The following is a 16791-nucleotide window of genomic DNA, read 5'->3' as shown; positions in this document are numbered from 1 at the left end:
CATTCTTTGATTATACAAAAATATCCGTTGCCAGTAATCAAATTCATTTGATTACCAACAACAGATATTTTAGAACCCCAATTAGCAGTAAATAATTGGTATAGGTCAATTTAAATAATTGGTATAGAACCAAGAATGGCGGTAAATGGCTGATTAAGATAATAAATTAAATATTGATTTATTTACAATATCTATTGTGGTATACCTTTGAAAGTGCTATCCTATATTTATCGAATAGAGATAGAAAAGGGAGAGGTCATCATGAAAAACGTCTTATTATTATCCGGAAATGAAAATTCAAGTCATTTATTTTTAGGTGAAGCCAAACGAACTGCAGAGACTCGGCAGGCACCTTTGCGCTTTGAGGCAGCAGTGATGGCTGACTTGACCCCTGAGATGTTGGCAGAACAAGATCTCGTTCTCTTGGCACCCCAAACGATTGGCGACGCTGACATTGCGGCAATGAACACACAAGTCCCAACCGTTGATATTCCCAACGATATCTACGGCTGGTTGAACGGTCAGGCCTTGGTTAAGTTTGCTTGTCAGAAATTAAATTTGACGGCAATGGCTGCCATTTAAAACATAATTCCGCGTGGGACGATCTGCAGGTCAGCAGGTCGTCTTTTTTCTATCCAAAATTGCCCATTATGAGCGCCTCAGTGACCGGTTAAAACGAATTTTATACATAAAAACCTTAATATTTCGAATGAGGCGGAAATGAATAAAAATAAGAAGATTGCATGAGACGACTAATAATTTCATCATTGTTTTTGACGGGCCTCGCAAGGAATGAAGACGTTTTTATTCGGAAAACCGTTGCGTAACAGGAGTTCGTGCAGTATAATTACTACTATGTTTTATTAGAGGTCTATGAGACGCCGTCGCCATCAGCTTTTGCGATGCGCATTGCGGAAAATAAAATTATTCATTTTCAGAAATGCAATGGAGGTATTATCGTTTTGAATAACAAACCAGAAACAACTAGCCAAGATCGAACTTTCTTCGGTCAACCGCGTGGGTTATCAACGCTGTTCTTCACCGAAATGTGGGAACGGTTCAGTTACTACGGGATGCGGGCCATCCTGATCTACTACATGTACTACTCTGTCACTAAGGGTGGACTTGGGTTCAGTCAAGCAACAGCCGCTTCAGTCATGTCCATTTATGGCTCCATGGTTTATCTGTCTTCTGTGCTTGGTGGGTACATGAGTGACCGTGTCTGGGGGAGTCGGAAGACCGTCTTCATCGGTGGTGTTCTGATTATGTTTGGGCACATTGCGTTGTCCATTCCTGCCGGTGCGATGGCACTCTTCATTTCTATCTTACTGATTGTTTTAGGGACTGGGCTGTTGAAGCCAAACGTTTCTGAAATGGTTGGGGGCCTGTACGATGCTGGGGATACTCGGCGTGACGCTGGGTTTACCATCTTCGTCTTCGGGATTAACTTGGGTTCCTTGGTTGCGCCAATCTTAGTTGGTTGGTTAGGCCTGCAATACAACTTCCATTTAGGGTTCTCCCTGGCCGCAATTGGGATGTTCCTGGGTCTGGTTCAATACTGGATCGGTGGTAAGAAGTACTTGAGTAAGGATAGCCTTTACCCAACCGACCCACTCGAACCCGGTGACATGAAGAAGCTGACCGTTCGTGGGAGCATTGGTTTAGTCGCCTTTGCCCTGATCATCGTCTTGATGTACCTCTTGGGCTCATTAAACTTAAACAACTTCGTTCTGTTATTATCGATTATCGCTATCGCCGCACCAGTGGTTTACTTCACGATCTTCTTAACTAGTAAGAAAGTCACCACCACCGAACGGAAGCACGTTTGGGCATACTTAGGTTTGTTCATCGCCGCGATGATTTTCTGGGCAATTGAAGAACAAGGGTCATCCGTTTTGGCCTTGTTCGCTGCAAACCAGACGAACAACCATTTCTTAGGTTTCCACATTTTACCTGCTTGGTACCAAATGTTGAACCCACTGTTCATCTTGATTTACACGCCATTCTTCGCCGCAATGTGGAACCGTTGGGGTAAGAAGCAACCAAGCTCACCAGCCAAGTTTGCGACTGGGATGCTGTTTGCCGGAGCTTCTTACTTGATCATGGTCATTCCCGTTGTGATGTTTGGGACTGGCACGCGGGTTAGTCCGCTTTGGTTAGTTGGTAGCTGGGCCGTTGTTGAAATTGCCGAACTGCTGATTTCCCCAATCGGGTTGTCCGTGACGACTAAATTAGCGCCAAAGGCCTTCCAATCACAGATGATGAGTATGTGGTTCTTAGCCGATGCCGCTGGGCAAGCCGTCAACGCACAAATTGTTAAACTCTACACACCAGCCAACGAAGCAGCTTACTTTATGGGCGTGGCCATTGTGGCCATCGTCGCTGGGCTGATTATGTTTGTCCTGGTTAAACCAATTAAGAATTTAATGGCCGGAATTAAATAAATTTGTTTCTGGCGAAAAAGTGCTACTCTATTACGGAGAAGCACTTTTTTATTTGGGAGGAGGCGATAGGCTTGGTAAAGGTAGCGATGATCAGTGATCTCCACTTAGACGTCAATCAACAGGATCCTGTGGTTGTGGCTCAGCAACAGGCCGACTACTTGCGGCGACAGGGCGTGGGCATTTATCTGATTGCGGGGGACGTGTCGAATTATTTTGCAAAATCCTTGGCTTTTGTGACGCAGCTCCAGCAATTGTTGGCGCCCGCTCAGGTTCGTTTCATCGCTGGCAATCACGACATGTTACACGACATTACGTATGCGGGCCTAGAATCGCCGCAGACGCCCGTTTATCTACATCAGGGGTATTTAGACGTGTCGGGGACTAACTGGCGGGTAATCGGCAATAATGGCTGGTATGATTATGAATTTGCTGATAACCTGGTCAATCGGGATTTTCTGACCTGGAAACGGGCGTATTGGATTGACAGTAGTATCGAACAGCCACAGAGTGACCCCGCGCGGATGGCTGTGGTTTTAGACCAGGTGACGGCGCAATTGGAACAGGCCAAATCTCGGGATAAACGCGTGTTGTTTATGACCCACTTTGTGCCACGCCGGGAGTACATCCGCTACACGGACGATGATCGCTTTTGGAATATGGCCAACGCTCTGATGGGAAGTCCACGGTTGGGGCAATTATTGCAAAACTATTCAGTGAGTGATAGTTTATTCGGTCACGTCCACCGGCGATTTACCCCGACGCAACTTGATGGCACCACTTACTACAACCAGGCGGTAGGCTACCACAATCGGCGGATTGACGAGTGGTCTCAACCGGATTTTTATACCGAATGGCAACGACAACTCAAGATTTTAGAGCTAAAATAAAAAAAACTGCAAAAAAGTCTTGACGGTTTATGCATTATTTTGTATGATAGTGAAGTTGATTCGTTAAGGCGATTCATTCTGGTGGGGTAGCGAAGTCTGGCTAAACGCGGCGGACTGTAAATCCGCTCCTTCGGGTTCGGTGGTTCGAATCCACTCCCCACCATTTTTATTATTGGGCTATAGCCAAGCGGTAAGGCAACAGGTTTTGATCCTGTCATGCGCTGGTTCGATCCCAGCTAGCCCAACTAAGAAGCAGTCACGGTGTGTGGCTGTTTTTTTTATTTGCACTTTTGTAAGCGGTTACTGAGGATTACCGCTTGAGAAACGTTTTTAAAACCTAAGTGTGTTCGGGCCCGGGGGAATTTCCGCGGGCTCTTTTCGATGGCACAAAAAAATTAAGCGGGGACAGTTCTTCCAGGCTGTCCGGTAATTGCGTCAGTGACAGACGGCGACTGGGAAGAAAGCGATGGTCCAATCCGGGTTCTGGCTGTAGTAACTGTGGATTGGATAGACTCCCAGTGAATTATGGGGATAATCGTTAGCCCAGTAGTTAATTTTCTGCCGCTGACAAATAGTTAGCAGGATGGTAGGATAATCTTAAGCAGGATGGTGCCGTACGTACTTGGGAAGCACAGCCCCACACGGACACAGAACCGACTCCCCGAGTAGTAATCATAGCCGTTAACCGGGGAAATTTGAGTCACCACAAATTGATTGGTATTAACACAGAAATAAGACGAGGAATAACGCTCAAGTGGGACAGGTTCCAACGGATTTAGTCCATTTGTACAGGAGAGGATGGGGTTTCGACGACAAAATTAATGACGGGAAACCGGCCGTTGACGGCTGGACAGAAGAAGTGGTTATCGGCCGGTCTGACGGTGATCAGTTTGAGCGCGGGGCTGGCGTTGAATGCCAACATCCTCAAGGCACAGGCTGCCACGCAACCGACGACGGACACCAGCAGTAGTTCAGTGTCCGCGGTTACCGCTAGCGAACCGACGTCAACCGAAGCCGCGGCTAATACCAAGGAATTGGAGTTGACGGGAACAAAATCAGATGCGACTAAGGTCACTGAAAAACAGTCGGTGGGAAACGACGACGGTGAAAAGGATCAAGCGACTGGCACTGACGGACAGACTGATGTCGAAGAGCAGTCTGCTGCTGAAAAACAGACTGACACGACAGAAAAAGCTTCGACTGGGACTGAACCGTCACAGAATCAGCACTTACCGTCCTCGGGGATGAAGAATCCTGACGAGACAGCTGATAACGTTGAGAAGATTTCAGATCAGCAGGACCAGTCTGCGGGAGCGAAGCCAGTTCAGCAAGTCACGACGGCCAGTGAACAGCAAACGCAGACGGTGCCACTAGTAAGGCTTGCGTCTGCAGCAAGAATTGTTAAATTAAAATCAGGTCGCGGAAAATCTTCAACCTTTCTGCAACCTGATTTTTGGTATAATAAAAGAACGTTGGTTTGGCCCGCCTTGAAATTAGTCTCGAAGGAGCGTTTGCTACGTGAGGTATGCGTTGGACTAATTTACCTGGCATATGCTCAGTGAGCCAGGCTTAAATACGGGCTACAAGCTGATACTTACGGTGTTCTCAAAGGGATGCTTTTTAAATTATTTTAGATACATACAGATGACTGATTTTGTTCCCAAAGCCTACCCAAATGGTTTTAACTGTTGGTGATAGGCTGACAAATCAAATGCCGCTGGTGGTACCGCATTAGTTCGAGGATGGGGATAGCGAATTATAGTCAAAATGGTTGCTCCCCTTTTCAATTTGACGGTACTGACAATTTCAGCGACCAGTGGTAACATAATCTAGCAAGTTAGCGTTAATTTTGACGTAGGAAGGGGTGACGGGTTATGCGAAAGAAGGATTGGCAACAGAGTGGCTGGATAAAAAAAACAAACTGCCGCTGGTTCTATGCGAGCGTAACCTTAGTCGGCCTCAGTACCGGCGCTGCCCTCATTGCTACACCAGCCTACGCGGACGTTTTGGAGGCGGCCAGTGGGGAGAATGAGCCGCGGACGACGGTCGTTGTGCGTGCGAAATCGACGACTGGTGATAGCGGCGACACAGCTCCTAGCTCGCAGGCGGCTGCTTCCCAGACTGCCGAGAGTACGGCTGACGCCACCACTACGACCGAGTCCAGTACGGCTGATTCGGGTAGTGAAGCGTCGCACGCCGGCGAAAAAGCTAGTACTGCTAGTAGCGATGACGCCTCAATTCCTGCCGAGAGCTCGGGTACGACTCCCGCAGCGACAAGTGGTCAGCAGGAACAAGTAACACAGTCGTCCGTTACGCAGTCAGCCGCGACGCAACCAGCTGCGCCAGCGAGTGCAGCAGAATCGACTGCTGCTGTGACGCCAATTAAGCGGGAGATGCTTGCGCGTCGCTTCCAATTTTCACGCGCAGCCACGCCAGTCATCGAAAGCGACACGACCGCCGCTGCAACTGATGTGGCGCCTAGCAGTATCACTCCCACGACGGATAACACCTTAACCTACAAGTTGAATGCTGGTGGCGACGGCTACATTGTAACCGGGTTTGCCACCGCGACACATGGCACCGATCTAACGATTCCGGATGACTACCTGGGGCTGATGGTGACGGAGATTGCGGCGAATGCTTTTGCCAATACTGGCCTTACCTCAGTCGCCTTAGGAAACAATCTCCAGGTGATTGGCGACAATGCCTTTGCGAATAATCAGTTAAAAACACTTAAATTAACGCCTGGCATTTGGTCCGTTGGCAATGATGCCTTTGAAGATAATCAACTCACTGACGTTGACCTAGGCCGGGTGGCGCAGATCAACGAGGCCGCCTTCAAGGGAAACCAACTCAGCAGTGTGAGCTTGCCAGATTCAGTGACGGGGATTGCTGAAGAAGCATTTGAAAACAATGCCATCAAGACGTTGCGGTTGAGCCAGATGGTGACGTCGATTGGGACGTCTGCCTTCGCCAACAATCAAATCGGGGGCGACCTGGTTCTGCCGGAAACGTTGACGGCACTGGGCGAACATGCCTTTGAAAACAATCAGCTGACCGGTTTGACGCTGGATAGTGGCCTGACGGTATTGAATACCAGTGTGTTTGCCAATAACCTATTGACTGGCACGCTGGTGGTTCCCGCGACGATTACCAGTATCGGGAACGACGCTTTTAACACGAACCACTTGACCCGCCTTGAGATTGGTGACCAGGTGACGTCGATTGGGACGGCGGCGTTTGCCCATAACTGGCTAACGCAGTCGCTGACCTTACCAGCTAGCTTGACGAACTTAGGCTATCAAGCCTTTTGGGATAATCGACTGACCGGAGTCGTCCTGAATGATAAAATAACTGGCGTTGGCACCCAAGCGTTTGCCGACAATCAACTGACGGGAACCTTGGATCTGCCAGCAAATATTGTTAACGTTGGCATAGATGCATTTACGGGTAATCAGTTAACTGTATTAACTGGTGGTGCCAATTTGAAAACGATTGAACAGGGTGCTTTCTATGGTAACCGGCTGACCGGGACTTTTGCGTTGTCGGATCAATTGACCAGCATCGGTGCTGACGCGTTTGCCGGCGGTAATCAGCTGACAGGGCTGACGGGTGGCGACAACCTAGCTACCATCGAGACGAATGCCTTTGCCAACAACAAAATTGGCGGCACCTTCAATCTGTCCAACGATTTGACCAGTATTGGTGCTGGGGCGTTTGAAAATAATGCGTTAACAGGGCTGACGGGTGGCGACAACCTGGTGACCATCGAGACGAATGCCTTTGCTAACAACAAAATAGGCGGCGTCCTCAACCTGTCTAATGTTTTGACCAGAATTGCCGAAGGTGCGTTTGAAAATAATGCGCTGACAGGACTGACGGGTGGTGCCAGTTTGATCACCATCAATAGTGACGCCTTCATGCACAACCAATTGACCGGGACGCTCACGCTTGCCAATACAGTGACGGACGTGGGGAAGTCGGCGTTTGCTTATAATCAATTGACTGGCCTCAAAATGGGCGACAACGTGAATAGTCTGGACGATTATGCCTTTGCTTATAATGATCTGCGGACCATCAACGCTGCCGGACCAATCAATACGATTGGGGATTATGCCTTTGCTGGACAGGAAAAGTTGGCGGGGGTGGGGACTGACGCCATCGTCTCTAACAACAACGGCGTGATCAGAACCGTTGCTCATGATGTCCGCAAAGCCATCATGGATGCGCTGGGAATGACCAATTTGGACATTTCTGGTATGACCTTTGTGTTCACCGATACGCAGCAGAAATTGACCTACGACGGCAGTACTGACACCTTACAACTGCCGGATGTGGTTGACAGCGCCGATTTGCCAGGGTGGATTCAAAGTGGGATTGTGACGTTAAGTCTCACCACCATCAGCACGGATACGGGGCGGTATGGCGTGAACAACTTGACGTTGAAGTTGACCCGCTACGTGGCTGATGACGTCGCCATCCCCAGCAACTTAAAGGATGAAGGCCTGAATGCGTTGTTAGCGCAATATCAAGCCGACCAAACCGCTGTTGGCCTGACGCCGGTTGGCACCATTGTGCGGGTCCCCGTCGTTCAAAAAGTTGGGGCGTACACGGCAAATAAAGCCACGATTCGGGCCAGCGTCAACGTGAATGGGACCATCACGGCACTGGAATCCGTGACCTATACCAAAGATGCTGGCGATGATTCAGGAACGACTGATCCAACCATTCCAACTGATCCAACGATACCAATCACGCCGGTTAACCCGGGAAATACTGACGATTCGCCCGCCGTGACGCCAACAACGCCAACGACTGGTGAGAAAGAAGACACAACCTTTCCGCCAGTTTTCAACGAAACGATTGGCCAGGAGATGACCGGTAAAATTGGCCCACGGTTAGTCGTGACTATTCCTAATTGGCGGTTAACACCAGTGACGCCAACGGTCAGTCGACCAATACAACGTTTCACAACCGGTGTACGGGTGCCTTCACGGACGATGAAATCCGTCGTGACCGAGCCCCAGCGAGCAACTACCACCCACACAGCTACGGCCAAGGTATTGCCACAGACAGGTGAACGGATAACCGTCTGGCGTTGGGTAGGCTCGGTACTGCTAGTGGTTCTCGGCTGGCTGGGATTACCTTGGCGCCAACGTCATTAATAAGAAAGTTTTGAGAGCTGGCGACAATCAGTCGCGGGCTCTTTTTACCGTCCCTAACTAAAAACGAGATTGAAAGCCAAAGTGTCGGCATAGACCGCTACATTGTCAGGATATGACGCTAAAAATTTGGTAACACTGTCTAAACCTGTCGGCTCACTCACGCCTTCGTAGACAGTAGGGAATTATCGTGGATAAACGCAGCTAGGTCAGCGATGATCACATCAACTTCATAGTTAAGACCAATCATAACCGGAGGAGGACAGAGATGCAGGCAGCTGTGTCGACGGTGTTAGCTGGGAACCAGCTTACAGCGTGGGACGCGTTTGGAGACTGACGAACTTTGACAGGCTTCAAACCGAGCCGGAGGACCGTACCTCAGGCCGCAGGCGCTCCCCACAGCAGCCGGAATCTCTGGCAGCCGCAGGTGGCAATTTTCGCTCAATTTTGTGGGTTAAATCCCGGTTAGCTGGACGGTTCTATTTGCCAGCTGACACACGTTTCGGCAAGATAAAGCCGGAATCACCCGAAAGAATTGACATTCCGGGCTAACTTCGCTAAAGTCGAACTAATAATTGCTCCAGACCATTTGTGTTTTTGCTAGAGAAAGTGGGGGTCTTACGATGGCAACAATCGTGCAACCAGAGGACCTGTTTGACCTGCGTCCACTGGCGCAACCAGTGAGTGACGGTCAACGGGTGTATTACGTGGAAAGTCTACTAGACCAGCAGAAGAATGCCAGTCAAGCTGCCATCTATTCGGTGCAGCTGGCGGACGGCAGTGATCGGCGACGGTGGAGTCCGGCCGGTGTCAGTGTAAATGAACTGGCGTTGAGTCCCAGCCACCACTACTTAGCGTTTAGCGGCGTCGTTGATGAACACGCCCAACTCTTCTTGGTACCGCTCAACGGCGGGGCCCCGGAACAGATTACCCGTGGGGATGCCGACATTAGCCAGCTGAACTGGGAAGCGAACGCGGACGTGCTCTACTTTCAAACGACGACTGGCGCCAAGAAACCAGAGAAGTTACCCAGCGCCCAGGTCGTTGATAAATTACAATACAAAATGAACGGGCGGGGTGTCTTGCCCCAAGGCCTGACGTACCAGTGCATTCGCTACCAGTGTGCGAGTCGTGACCAGTCCGTCGTCTTGGAACGGGACGAACCGTTCACGGTCACCGATGCCAACGCGCAGGGGTTACTGTTTGACACGCAACGCTTGCCTGAAGATGAACACGACTTTAGTGAGGGCGTCTACTGGCACCCCTTCGATGGGACGGCTGAACGCCTCATCAACGCGCAGCTCCCAGCGGGGTCCTTTGGTTTGGGCCAGCTGGCGGCCGACGGGCAACACGTTTTGATGTGGGGCCAGGACAACCACATCCCCAACGTTTCCCAGTTTCACGCCTGGTTAGGCAATCTGACGACCGGTGAATTGACCGATCTGACGGCACCCCGGGACGTGGAAGTGGGCGATATGCTGGCGATTGATAGCCAGCAACGTCAGTCCGGCAAATTTTTAGCCTGGTTGACGCAGAACACCTTTCTCACGCTGGAAAACGAGCACGGACGCCTCAACTTGGTGAGCCAGAGCCTGGACGGCGATGCGCAACCCCACCCGTTACTGGCTGGCGACCGAGCTATCACGGACTTTAGTGTCGTTGATGAGGAGACCATTGTCTTCGCCGAGACCACCATGACCAGTGTGAGCCGATTAAAGGCCCTTAACGTGGCGACTGGCGCCGAACGCGACCTGATTAACCCCAATGCTGTCTATGAGGCCAAACACGCGCTGGTGGCCGGTCAACGCTTCACGTTTAAGGGTGCCGCCAACTGGGACATCGAGGGGTGGTATTTCCCACCCGTTACGGCCGCAGCCCAGCATCCCGCGGTTCTGTACGTACACGGTGGTCCGCAAGTTGATTTCGGCTATGGCTTTTACCACGAGATTCAATTTCTCGCGGGTCAGGGCTACGGCGTCATTGCCATCAACCCTCGTGGTGGCAACAGTTACGGCCAGGACTTTGAGACGGCCGTCATTGGCCATTACGGTGAAGGTGATTTTGAAGATCTGATGCTGGGAACGGATGCAGCTTTGAAATTAGACCCGACCATCGACGCCGGCCAACTCTGTGTCACCGGCGGGTCGTACGGCGGGTTCATGACCAATTGGATTGAGACCCACACGACACGCTTTGCGGCGGCCGTGACACAACGGTCGATTTCCAATTGGATCAGCTTTTACGGGACTAGTGACATCGGGTACTTCTTCACCCCATGGGAGCTCAAGCAGGACATGACCAACATTGACGTGCTGTGGAAATTTTCACCACTGGCTTACGTCCCAAACGCGACGACGCCCATTCTGGTGTTGCACGGTGAGGAGGACCTCCGCTGCCCAACGACGCAGGGGGAGGAATTCTTCGTCGGGTTGAAAGAGGCCGGCGTCGAGACGCAGTTGGTCCTGTTCCCTAAGTCGAACCACGAACTCTCCCGTTCCGGGTTGCCTAACTTACGAATTGAACGCTTGAATCGCATCAATCATTGGTTCCAGGATCATTTACCAGCTAAGGAGGAAGCTTAAGTTATGAAAATTGGATTTATTGGTGTCGGCGGCATGGCGCAGGCCATTATTGGCGGCCTGCTGCAGGCGAAAACGTTTGCCCCGGAAGAAATTATTGTGCATAGCCACCGGCAAGAAAGTTACGAACCCTACGCGCAGGCGCATGGTCTCCAAACGGCCAGCAGTAACGCGGACGTGGCACGGGCCAGCGACCTGGTTGTGCTGGCCGTGACGCCAAACGTGGCGGTCGACGTGCTCCAGGAGATTGAAGCGCAGCTGGTCGATGGCCAAAAGACGTTGATTTCGATTGTGGCGGGCCTGTCGTTAGAGAGCATGGCCAGTGTTGTGGGCGAAAGCGTGCCAATTTTACGGACGCTACCCAACGTCAACGTCGAGGTTGGCGCGGGGATGACCGCAGTGGCCGCTAACGACCTGTTGACGGGGGATGATTTGGCAGCCGCGTTGCGGGTCTTTGATACGATTGGCTCCACCACAACGCTGGCTGAGGACCAATTTGGCGTCTTCAGTGCGTTGGCTGGGAGTTCACCAGCTTATATTGATTTCTTTATTGATAGTCTGAGTCGGGCCGGCGTGAAACACGGTCTGAGTAAGGATCAGGCCACCCAAATCGCTGCACAAGCAACCTTAGGGTCGGCTAAAATGGTTCTGGCGAGCGACAAGATTCCGTTTGCCCTGATTGATCAGGTCGCCTCGCCCGGTGGCAGTACCGTTGCTGGTTTGCTAGCGATGGAAGAGGCCGGTTTGATGACGGCCGTGGTCAAGGGCATCGACGCGACCATCAAACGTGACGCGGGTGGTCCGGCCTAACGTAGTGGTTGTGCGGATTATAACAGAATAAATATCGCAAACTGCAGTCGGGTGAGTTGCCTTTTTGGTCTATACCGATTATAATAACAGTATTGACTGAAGGTTCTTATTGATGAGGAGGAGACTCATGAGTACTGTTTTAAAGCACGCGAAGATTTATACCGGTGACGAGGTTATTCCCGACGGATTTATTCGATTCGATCAGGAAATTGAAGCGGTGGGACCCGTCGCTGATTTTCGGCCGTTACCCGCTGACGAGATTCACGTGGTGACTGGCAAGACGATTGTTCCCGGATTTATTGATGTTCATAGCCACGGTGGCTACGGATATGATAGTATGGATGGGGACCCCGACCAAATTGACAAAATGGTTAATTTGATGTCGCTGGAAGGGATTACCTCCGTCTTTCCAACCACAATGACGCAGTCTAACGAAGCCATCGACCATGCCATGCAAGGCATTGCGGTGGCCGCTGAACGGAATCCGCTGATTCAGGGGGTTCACTTGGAAGGACCGTTTATCGCAGCCATTTTCAAGGGGGCGCAGCCTGAGAAATACATCAAGGATCCCGACGTGGCACTGTTAGATCGTTGGAATAAATTATCCGGTGGCCGGGTCAAGTTGATTACCTATGCGCCTGAGGATGCCGGCGCCAAGCAGTTTGAAACTTACTGTTTAGCCAACGGCATCGTGCCGTCGGTGGGGCATTCGAATGCTACCCGGGAACAATTATTAGAGAGCCGGGCAACTCATGTGACCCACCTTTACAATGCGCAACGTGGTCTGCGACACCGTGAGCCCGGCGTGACCGGCCACGCGATGCTGGAAGACAGCTTGTTTTGTGAGATTATTTGTGACGGGTTCCACATCGTGCCCGACATGATCAAGCTGGCGTATGAGCAAAAGAGTCAACACCGCTTAGAGCTGGTCACCGACTCCATGCGTGCAAAGGGCATGCCTGAAGGTGTGAGTGAATTAGGCGGGCAAAAGGTGATTGTGAAGGATCGCCAAGCCCGGCTGGAAAGTGGCAACTTAGCCGGTTCCGTGTTGCGGTTTGACGAAGCCTTCCGTAACGTCATCGCCTTCACTGGTTGCGACGTCAACGATGCCGTGCAAATGAGTGCCGTGAACCAAGCCGAGGAATTTGGCCTGACCCAAAAGGGCAAGCTGACGGTCGGCCGTGACGCTGATTTGAACCTCCTGACCCGTGATCTCCACGTGGCATCGACCTTTAGTTTGGGCCGGAATATGCAAGAATTAGTTAAATAAATTAGAGTGTAGTTTTTTTCGAGAAGGGACGTTGGGTGCTGTGAGTTCACCGATTTATATTCAAATTCATAATGACATTAAACGCGCAATTGAGGCTGGAAAATGGGCGGTTGGCGATCGAATTCCGTCTGAACGAGAGCTGTCTCGTGATTTTGATGTCAGTCGGATGACGCTCCGCCAGGCCATTCAAACGTTAGTCGACGAAGGGATTCTGGAACGCCAAGTGGGTTCTGGAACCTACGTTGCCAACCAAAAGGTGCAGGAAAAGATGTCCGGGGTTACCAGTTTTACGGACCTGATGCTCACCCAAGGGAAGCAGCCGACGAGCAAAACCATTTCGTATCACGTGATGAATCCCTCTCTGAGTGAGGCTGAGAAGCTCAAGCTCAATGAGAACGATCAGGTGTTGCGGATGGAACGGATTCGTTATGGCGACGATGTCCCAATCTGTTTTGAAGTGGCGACGGTACCGGAGAAAGTGGTTGACGGCCTGAATAAAAAGGAAGTCACCAGTTCACTGTACCGTGCCTTGGAAGACAAGAAGAAAGTCAATCCAGGTAAGGCCCAACAGACGGTCTCAGCGATGTCTGCGTCTGAACGGATCGCCGAGTACTTGAATATCAAGCGTGGGGATGCCATTTTACGACTTCGTCAGGTGACTTATTTGCAAGATGGGACGCCATTTGAATATGTACGGACCCAATACGTCGGCGAGCGGTTTGAATTTTATCTGGAAAAGTAAGCAGAAATAAGAAAAGTGCCTCACAAAGGTTAGCTGCAATGCTAACGGGTTTGTGAGGCACTTGTTGTAAGCGGGGTGAGGACAATGTTGATTCGACCGGCGCGAGCGGACGATGACTTTACCGCCGTCGCTCAACTGTATTTGGATGTCTGGCGGGTCACTTACCGCGACTTGTTGCCGACTGAGGTACTGGACCAACTCACCACTGACAGCTGGCACCCGGAACGTCACTGGCAACACCAGTTGTTGGCGTTTAACGACGACCAGGTGTTGGTGGGTACCTGCGCCTATGGTCCGGCGCGCGATGCCCAGTTGACGGGTTGGGGTGAGGTCAATTCGATTTACCTGTTACCAACTGCGCAACATCAAGGTATCGGTCGCCAGCTAATGGCGCAGGCCATGACGGCGTTACGGGTCTTGGCGTTTGACCGCGTGGTGTTATGGGTGCTGACCACTAATCTGCCGGCACAAGAATTCTACCGGCGTTGCGGGTTCGTTGCGACTGATTGGACCAAGACACAGGGGCCTATCCGCGAGGTGGCATACGCTTGGCCTGCTGGCGCACGAGGTGCAGGTAATGAGGAATGACCGCGATGCGCTTTAAGCGCTTGGGTTCCTTCACGGTCCGGTAGAACCATTCCAAATGGTGTTCTTGCCAGAACTTAGGTGCCCGAATCACGGCACCGGCGAGGACGTCAAAGCTGCCACCGACGCCCATCCAGAGGCCCTTGGTTACGTGACGATATTGGTGGATGAACTGCTCTTGCTTGGGAAACCCTAGCGCGGTGAAAACCATGTCAGGTTGTTTCTCTTGAATGTCGGCGACGATGGGGGCTTCGTCTTGGAAATAGCCATCATGAATACCGGCAATGACCAGCCCCGGATAGTCGCGCGCTAGGATTGGCTTGAGCTGGGCGATGACTTCGGGCTTGGCGCCTAGGAAATAGGCCGATCGGTGATGGGTGCTCCCCCAGGCTAACAGTGCCTGTAAGGTATCAAACCCAGTGATGCGTTCGGGTAGCGGCTGTTTTAAGATTTTAGCGCCGTCCAAGATCCCGACGCCATCTGGTGTAATGAAGTCCGCGCCGAGCACCAGGTCGTGATAGGCCGAGTGGTCGTGCGCGTACATGACGATTTCGGGATTAGCGGTCACCACGAACGTATTTTGTTGCTGGGTGATGCGCCGTTGTAACTCGGAAAGCAAGGCCGTTGCCGTCGTTTTGACGAAGGGAATGCCCAGCACGGTAACGGTGGGAAATGTGGTTTGCATAGGGGGGACTCCTCTCAAGATTGGTACGAGAACGAATTAAGCCCCCGTAACCGTACTAAATAGTATGACGCTCAGTTTGTTTCATGCTAAAATAAACCTATTGAAATTAAAAATAAGACATTATTGTCCGGTTCGAAAACCAGCTAAGGAGACACTCATTATGACTAATTTGTATCCTGACGACAGTATGACTCTGCACACGGATGCCTACCAGATCAATATGATTCAGACTTACTACGAACAAGGAATTGCCGACAAGCACGCTGTCTTCGAGGTGTTTTTCCGTGATATGCCGTTTAAAAATGGCTATGCGGTATTTGCTGGTTTGGAACACATTGTTCATTATATCCAAAATCTCCACTTTTCCCAAACGGATATTGCTTATTTACGAGAAGCTGAAAATTATTCTGAAGACTTTTTAACTTACTTAAGTAACTTCAAGTTCCGGGGCTCCATTCGCTCGGCCGTTGAAGGCGAATTGGTTTACGCCCACGAACCCCTGTTACAGGTCGAAGGACCGTTGGCTGATTGTCAATTAGTAGAGACGGCTATCTTAAACATTATCAACTACCAAACGCTGATTGCCACGAAGGCCGCACGGATTCGCTCCGTGGCTGGCGACGACGCCCTGATGGAATTTGGAACGCGGCGCGCGCAAGAATTTGACGCCGCCATCTGGGGCACCCGGGCCGCCTTCATCGGTGGGTTCGATGCCACATCTAACGTCCGGGCCGGAAAGATTTTTGGGATTCCGATTAGCGGGACCCACGCCCATGCCCTGGTACAGACGTACGGCAACGATTACGATGCGTTTATGGCCTATGCCAAGACGCACCACGACTGTGTCTTCTTGGTTGACACCTATGATACCTTACGGAGCGGGGTGCCGAACGCCATTAAAGTCGCGCAAGAGCTCGGCGATGAGATCAATTTCCAAGGTGTCCGCATCGATTCCGGCGATATGGCCTACCTGTCCAAACGGGTCCGCCAAAAATTAGACGAGGCGGGTTTCCCGAACGCGAAGATTTATGCGTCAAACGATCTTGATGAAAAGACGATTCAAAGTCTGAAGATGCAGGACGCTAAGATTGACGTCTGGGGCATTGGCACCAAGCTAATCACCGCGTTTGACCAACCCGCACTGGGTGCCGTTTATAAAATGGTGGCCATTGCGGATGACAATGGTCAGATGAAGGGCACCATCAAGCTGTCCAACAACGCTGAAAAGGTCACGACACCAGGGAAGAAACAGGTCTGGCGGATTACCAAGAAGGCGGATGGAAAGACTGAAGGGGACTACGTGGCGCTGGTCGATGAGGATCCGCGCAACGAGGACTCCCTGTTCATGTTCCATCCCAGCTTCACTTACATCAACAAGACCGTCAATGACTTCAACGCCCGGCCAATTTTGCAAGATATTTTCGATCAGGGCGAGTTGGTCTACAAGCTGCCAACCCTGTCGGCTGTGCGTGACCGGTGTCGTGGGGCTTTGGCGAACCTCTGGCCTGAGTACAAACGGGATCTGAATCCACAAAAGTATCCAGTGGACTTGTCCCAGGATTGCTGGGACCACAAGATGGCCATTATCAAGGAGATTCACAGTTACGTTCAAACGATGCCCGAATAG

The 16791-nt window shown here is 51.2% G+C and carries 12 protein-coding genes and 2 tRNA genes; 13 read left to right on the top strand and 1 reads right to left on the bottom strand.

Annotated elements, in window-relative coordinates; translation table 11 throughout:
• Positions 1-261 precede the first annotated feature (261 nt).
• The 12 genes from EKM99_RS13885 (at position 262) to EKM99_RS13830 (ending at position 14482) form a co-directional block, all read left to right on the top strand.
• Positions 262-582, top strand: a complete 321-nt coding sequence (locus EKM99_RS13885; protein WP_125583992.1) for a PTS sugar transporter subunit IIB — start codon at positions 262-264, stop codon at positions 580-582.
• 380 nt (positions 583-962) lie between these two features.
• Positions 963-2444: a peptide MFS transporter gene (locus tag EKM99_RS13880; RefSeq protein ID WP_125583991.1), complete on the top strand. Its 1482-nt coding sequence runs from the start codon at positions 963-965 to the stop codon at positions 2442-2444.
• 86 nt (positions 2445-2530) lie between these two features.
• On the top strand, positions 2531-3331 hold the full coding sequence (locus EKM99_RS13875) for a metallophosphoesterase (RefSeq protein ID WP_125583994.1): 801 nt from the start codon (positions 2531-2533) through the stop codon (positions 3329-3331).
• Between the two features lie 80 nt (positions 3332-3411).
• Positions 3412-3494: transfer RNA gene (locus tag EKM99_RS13870), tRNA-Tyr, on the top strand.
• A 10-nt stretch (positions 3495-3504) separates the two neighbouring features.
• Positions 3505-3576 (top strand) — tRNA-Gln (locus EKM99_RS13865).
• Between the two features lie 576 nt (positions 3577-4152).
• Positions 4153-4893 (top strand): hypothetical protein, encoded by a 741-nt coding sequence (locus EKM99_RS13860; protein WP_125583990.1) that lies wholly within the window; start codon positions 4153-4155, stop codon positions 4891-4893.
• Positions 4894-5205: 312 nt separating this feature from the next.
• A complete protein-coding gene (locus EKM99_RS13855) occupies positions 5206-8496 on the top strand; it encodes a leucine-rich repeat domain-containing protein (RefSeq protein WP_125583989.1) in 3291 nt (1096 codons plus the stop codon).
• A gap of 620 nt (positions 8497-9116) precedes the next feature.
• Entirely contained in the window at positions 9117-11075 is a 1959-nt protein-coding gene (locus EKM99_RS13850) for a S9 family peptidase (protein WP_125583988.1), read from the top strand.
• A gap of 3 nt (positions 11076-11078) precedes the next feature.
• Positions 11079-11882 (top strand): pyrroline-5-carboxylate reductase, encoded by an 804-nt coding sequence (gene proC, locus EKM99_RS13845; RefSeq protein ID WP_125583987.1) that lies wholly within the window; start codon positions 11079-11081, stop codon positions 11880-11882.
• 127 nt (positions 11883-12009) lie between these two features.
• Positions 12010-13152, top strand: a complete 1143-nt coding sequence (gene nagA, locus EKM99_RS13840) for an N-acetylglucosamine-6-phosphate deacetylase (protein ID WP_125583986.1) — start codon at positions 12010-12012, stop codon at positions 13150-13152.
• Positions 13153-13192: 40 nt separating this feature from the next.
• Entirely contained in the window at positions 13193-13894 is a 702-nt protein-coding gene (locus tag EKM99_RS13835) for a GntR family transcriptional regulator (protein ID WP_125583985.1), read from the top strand.
• An 84-nt stretch (positions 13895-13978) separates the two neighbouring features.
• On the top strand, positions 13979-14482 hold the full coding sequence (locus EKM99_RS13830; RefSeq protein ID WP_125583984.1) for a GNAT family N-acetyltransferase: 504 nt from the start codon (positions 13979-13981) through the stop codon (positions 14480-14482).
• On the opposite strand, the gene EKM99_RS13825 is transcribed toward EKM99_RS13830, so the two are convergent.
• Positions 14421-15164, bottom strand: coding sequence for a WecB/TagA/CpsF family glycosyltransferase (locus EKM99_RS13825; RefSeq protein ID WP_125583983.1), 744 nt, complete (start codon positions 15162-15164; stop codon positions 14421-14423). The genes EKM99_RS13830 and EKM99_RS13825 overlap by 62 nt on opposite strands.
• A 160-nt stretch (positions 15165-15324) precedes the next feature.
• On the opposite strand from EKM99_RS13825, the gene EKM99_RS13820 reads away from it, so the two are divergent.
• Positions 15325-16791: a nicotinate phosphoribosyltransferase gene (locus EKM99_RS13820; protein ID WP_125583982.1), complete on the top strand. Its 1467-nt coding sequence runs from the start codon at positions 15325-15327 to the stop codon at positions 16789-16791.

Source organism: Levilactobacillus cerevisiae, assembly GCF_003946245.1.
Taxonomy (GTDB): Bacteria; Bacillota; Bacilli; order Lactobacillales; family Lactobacillaceae; genus Levilactobacillus; species Levilactobacillus cerevisiae.
The sequence above is the reverse complement of the archived record's forward strand: the minus strand, read 5'-3'. Positions and strand labels throughout refer to the sequence as shown.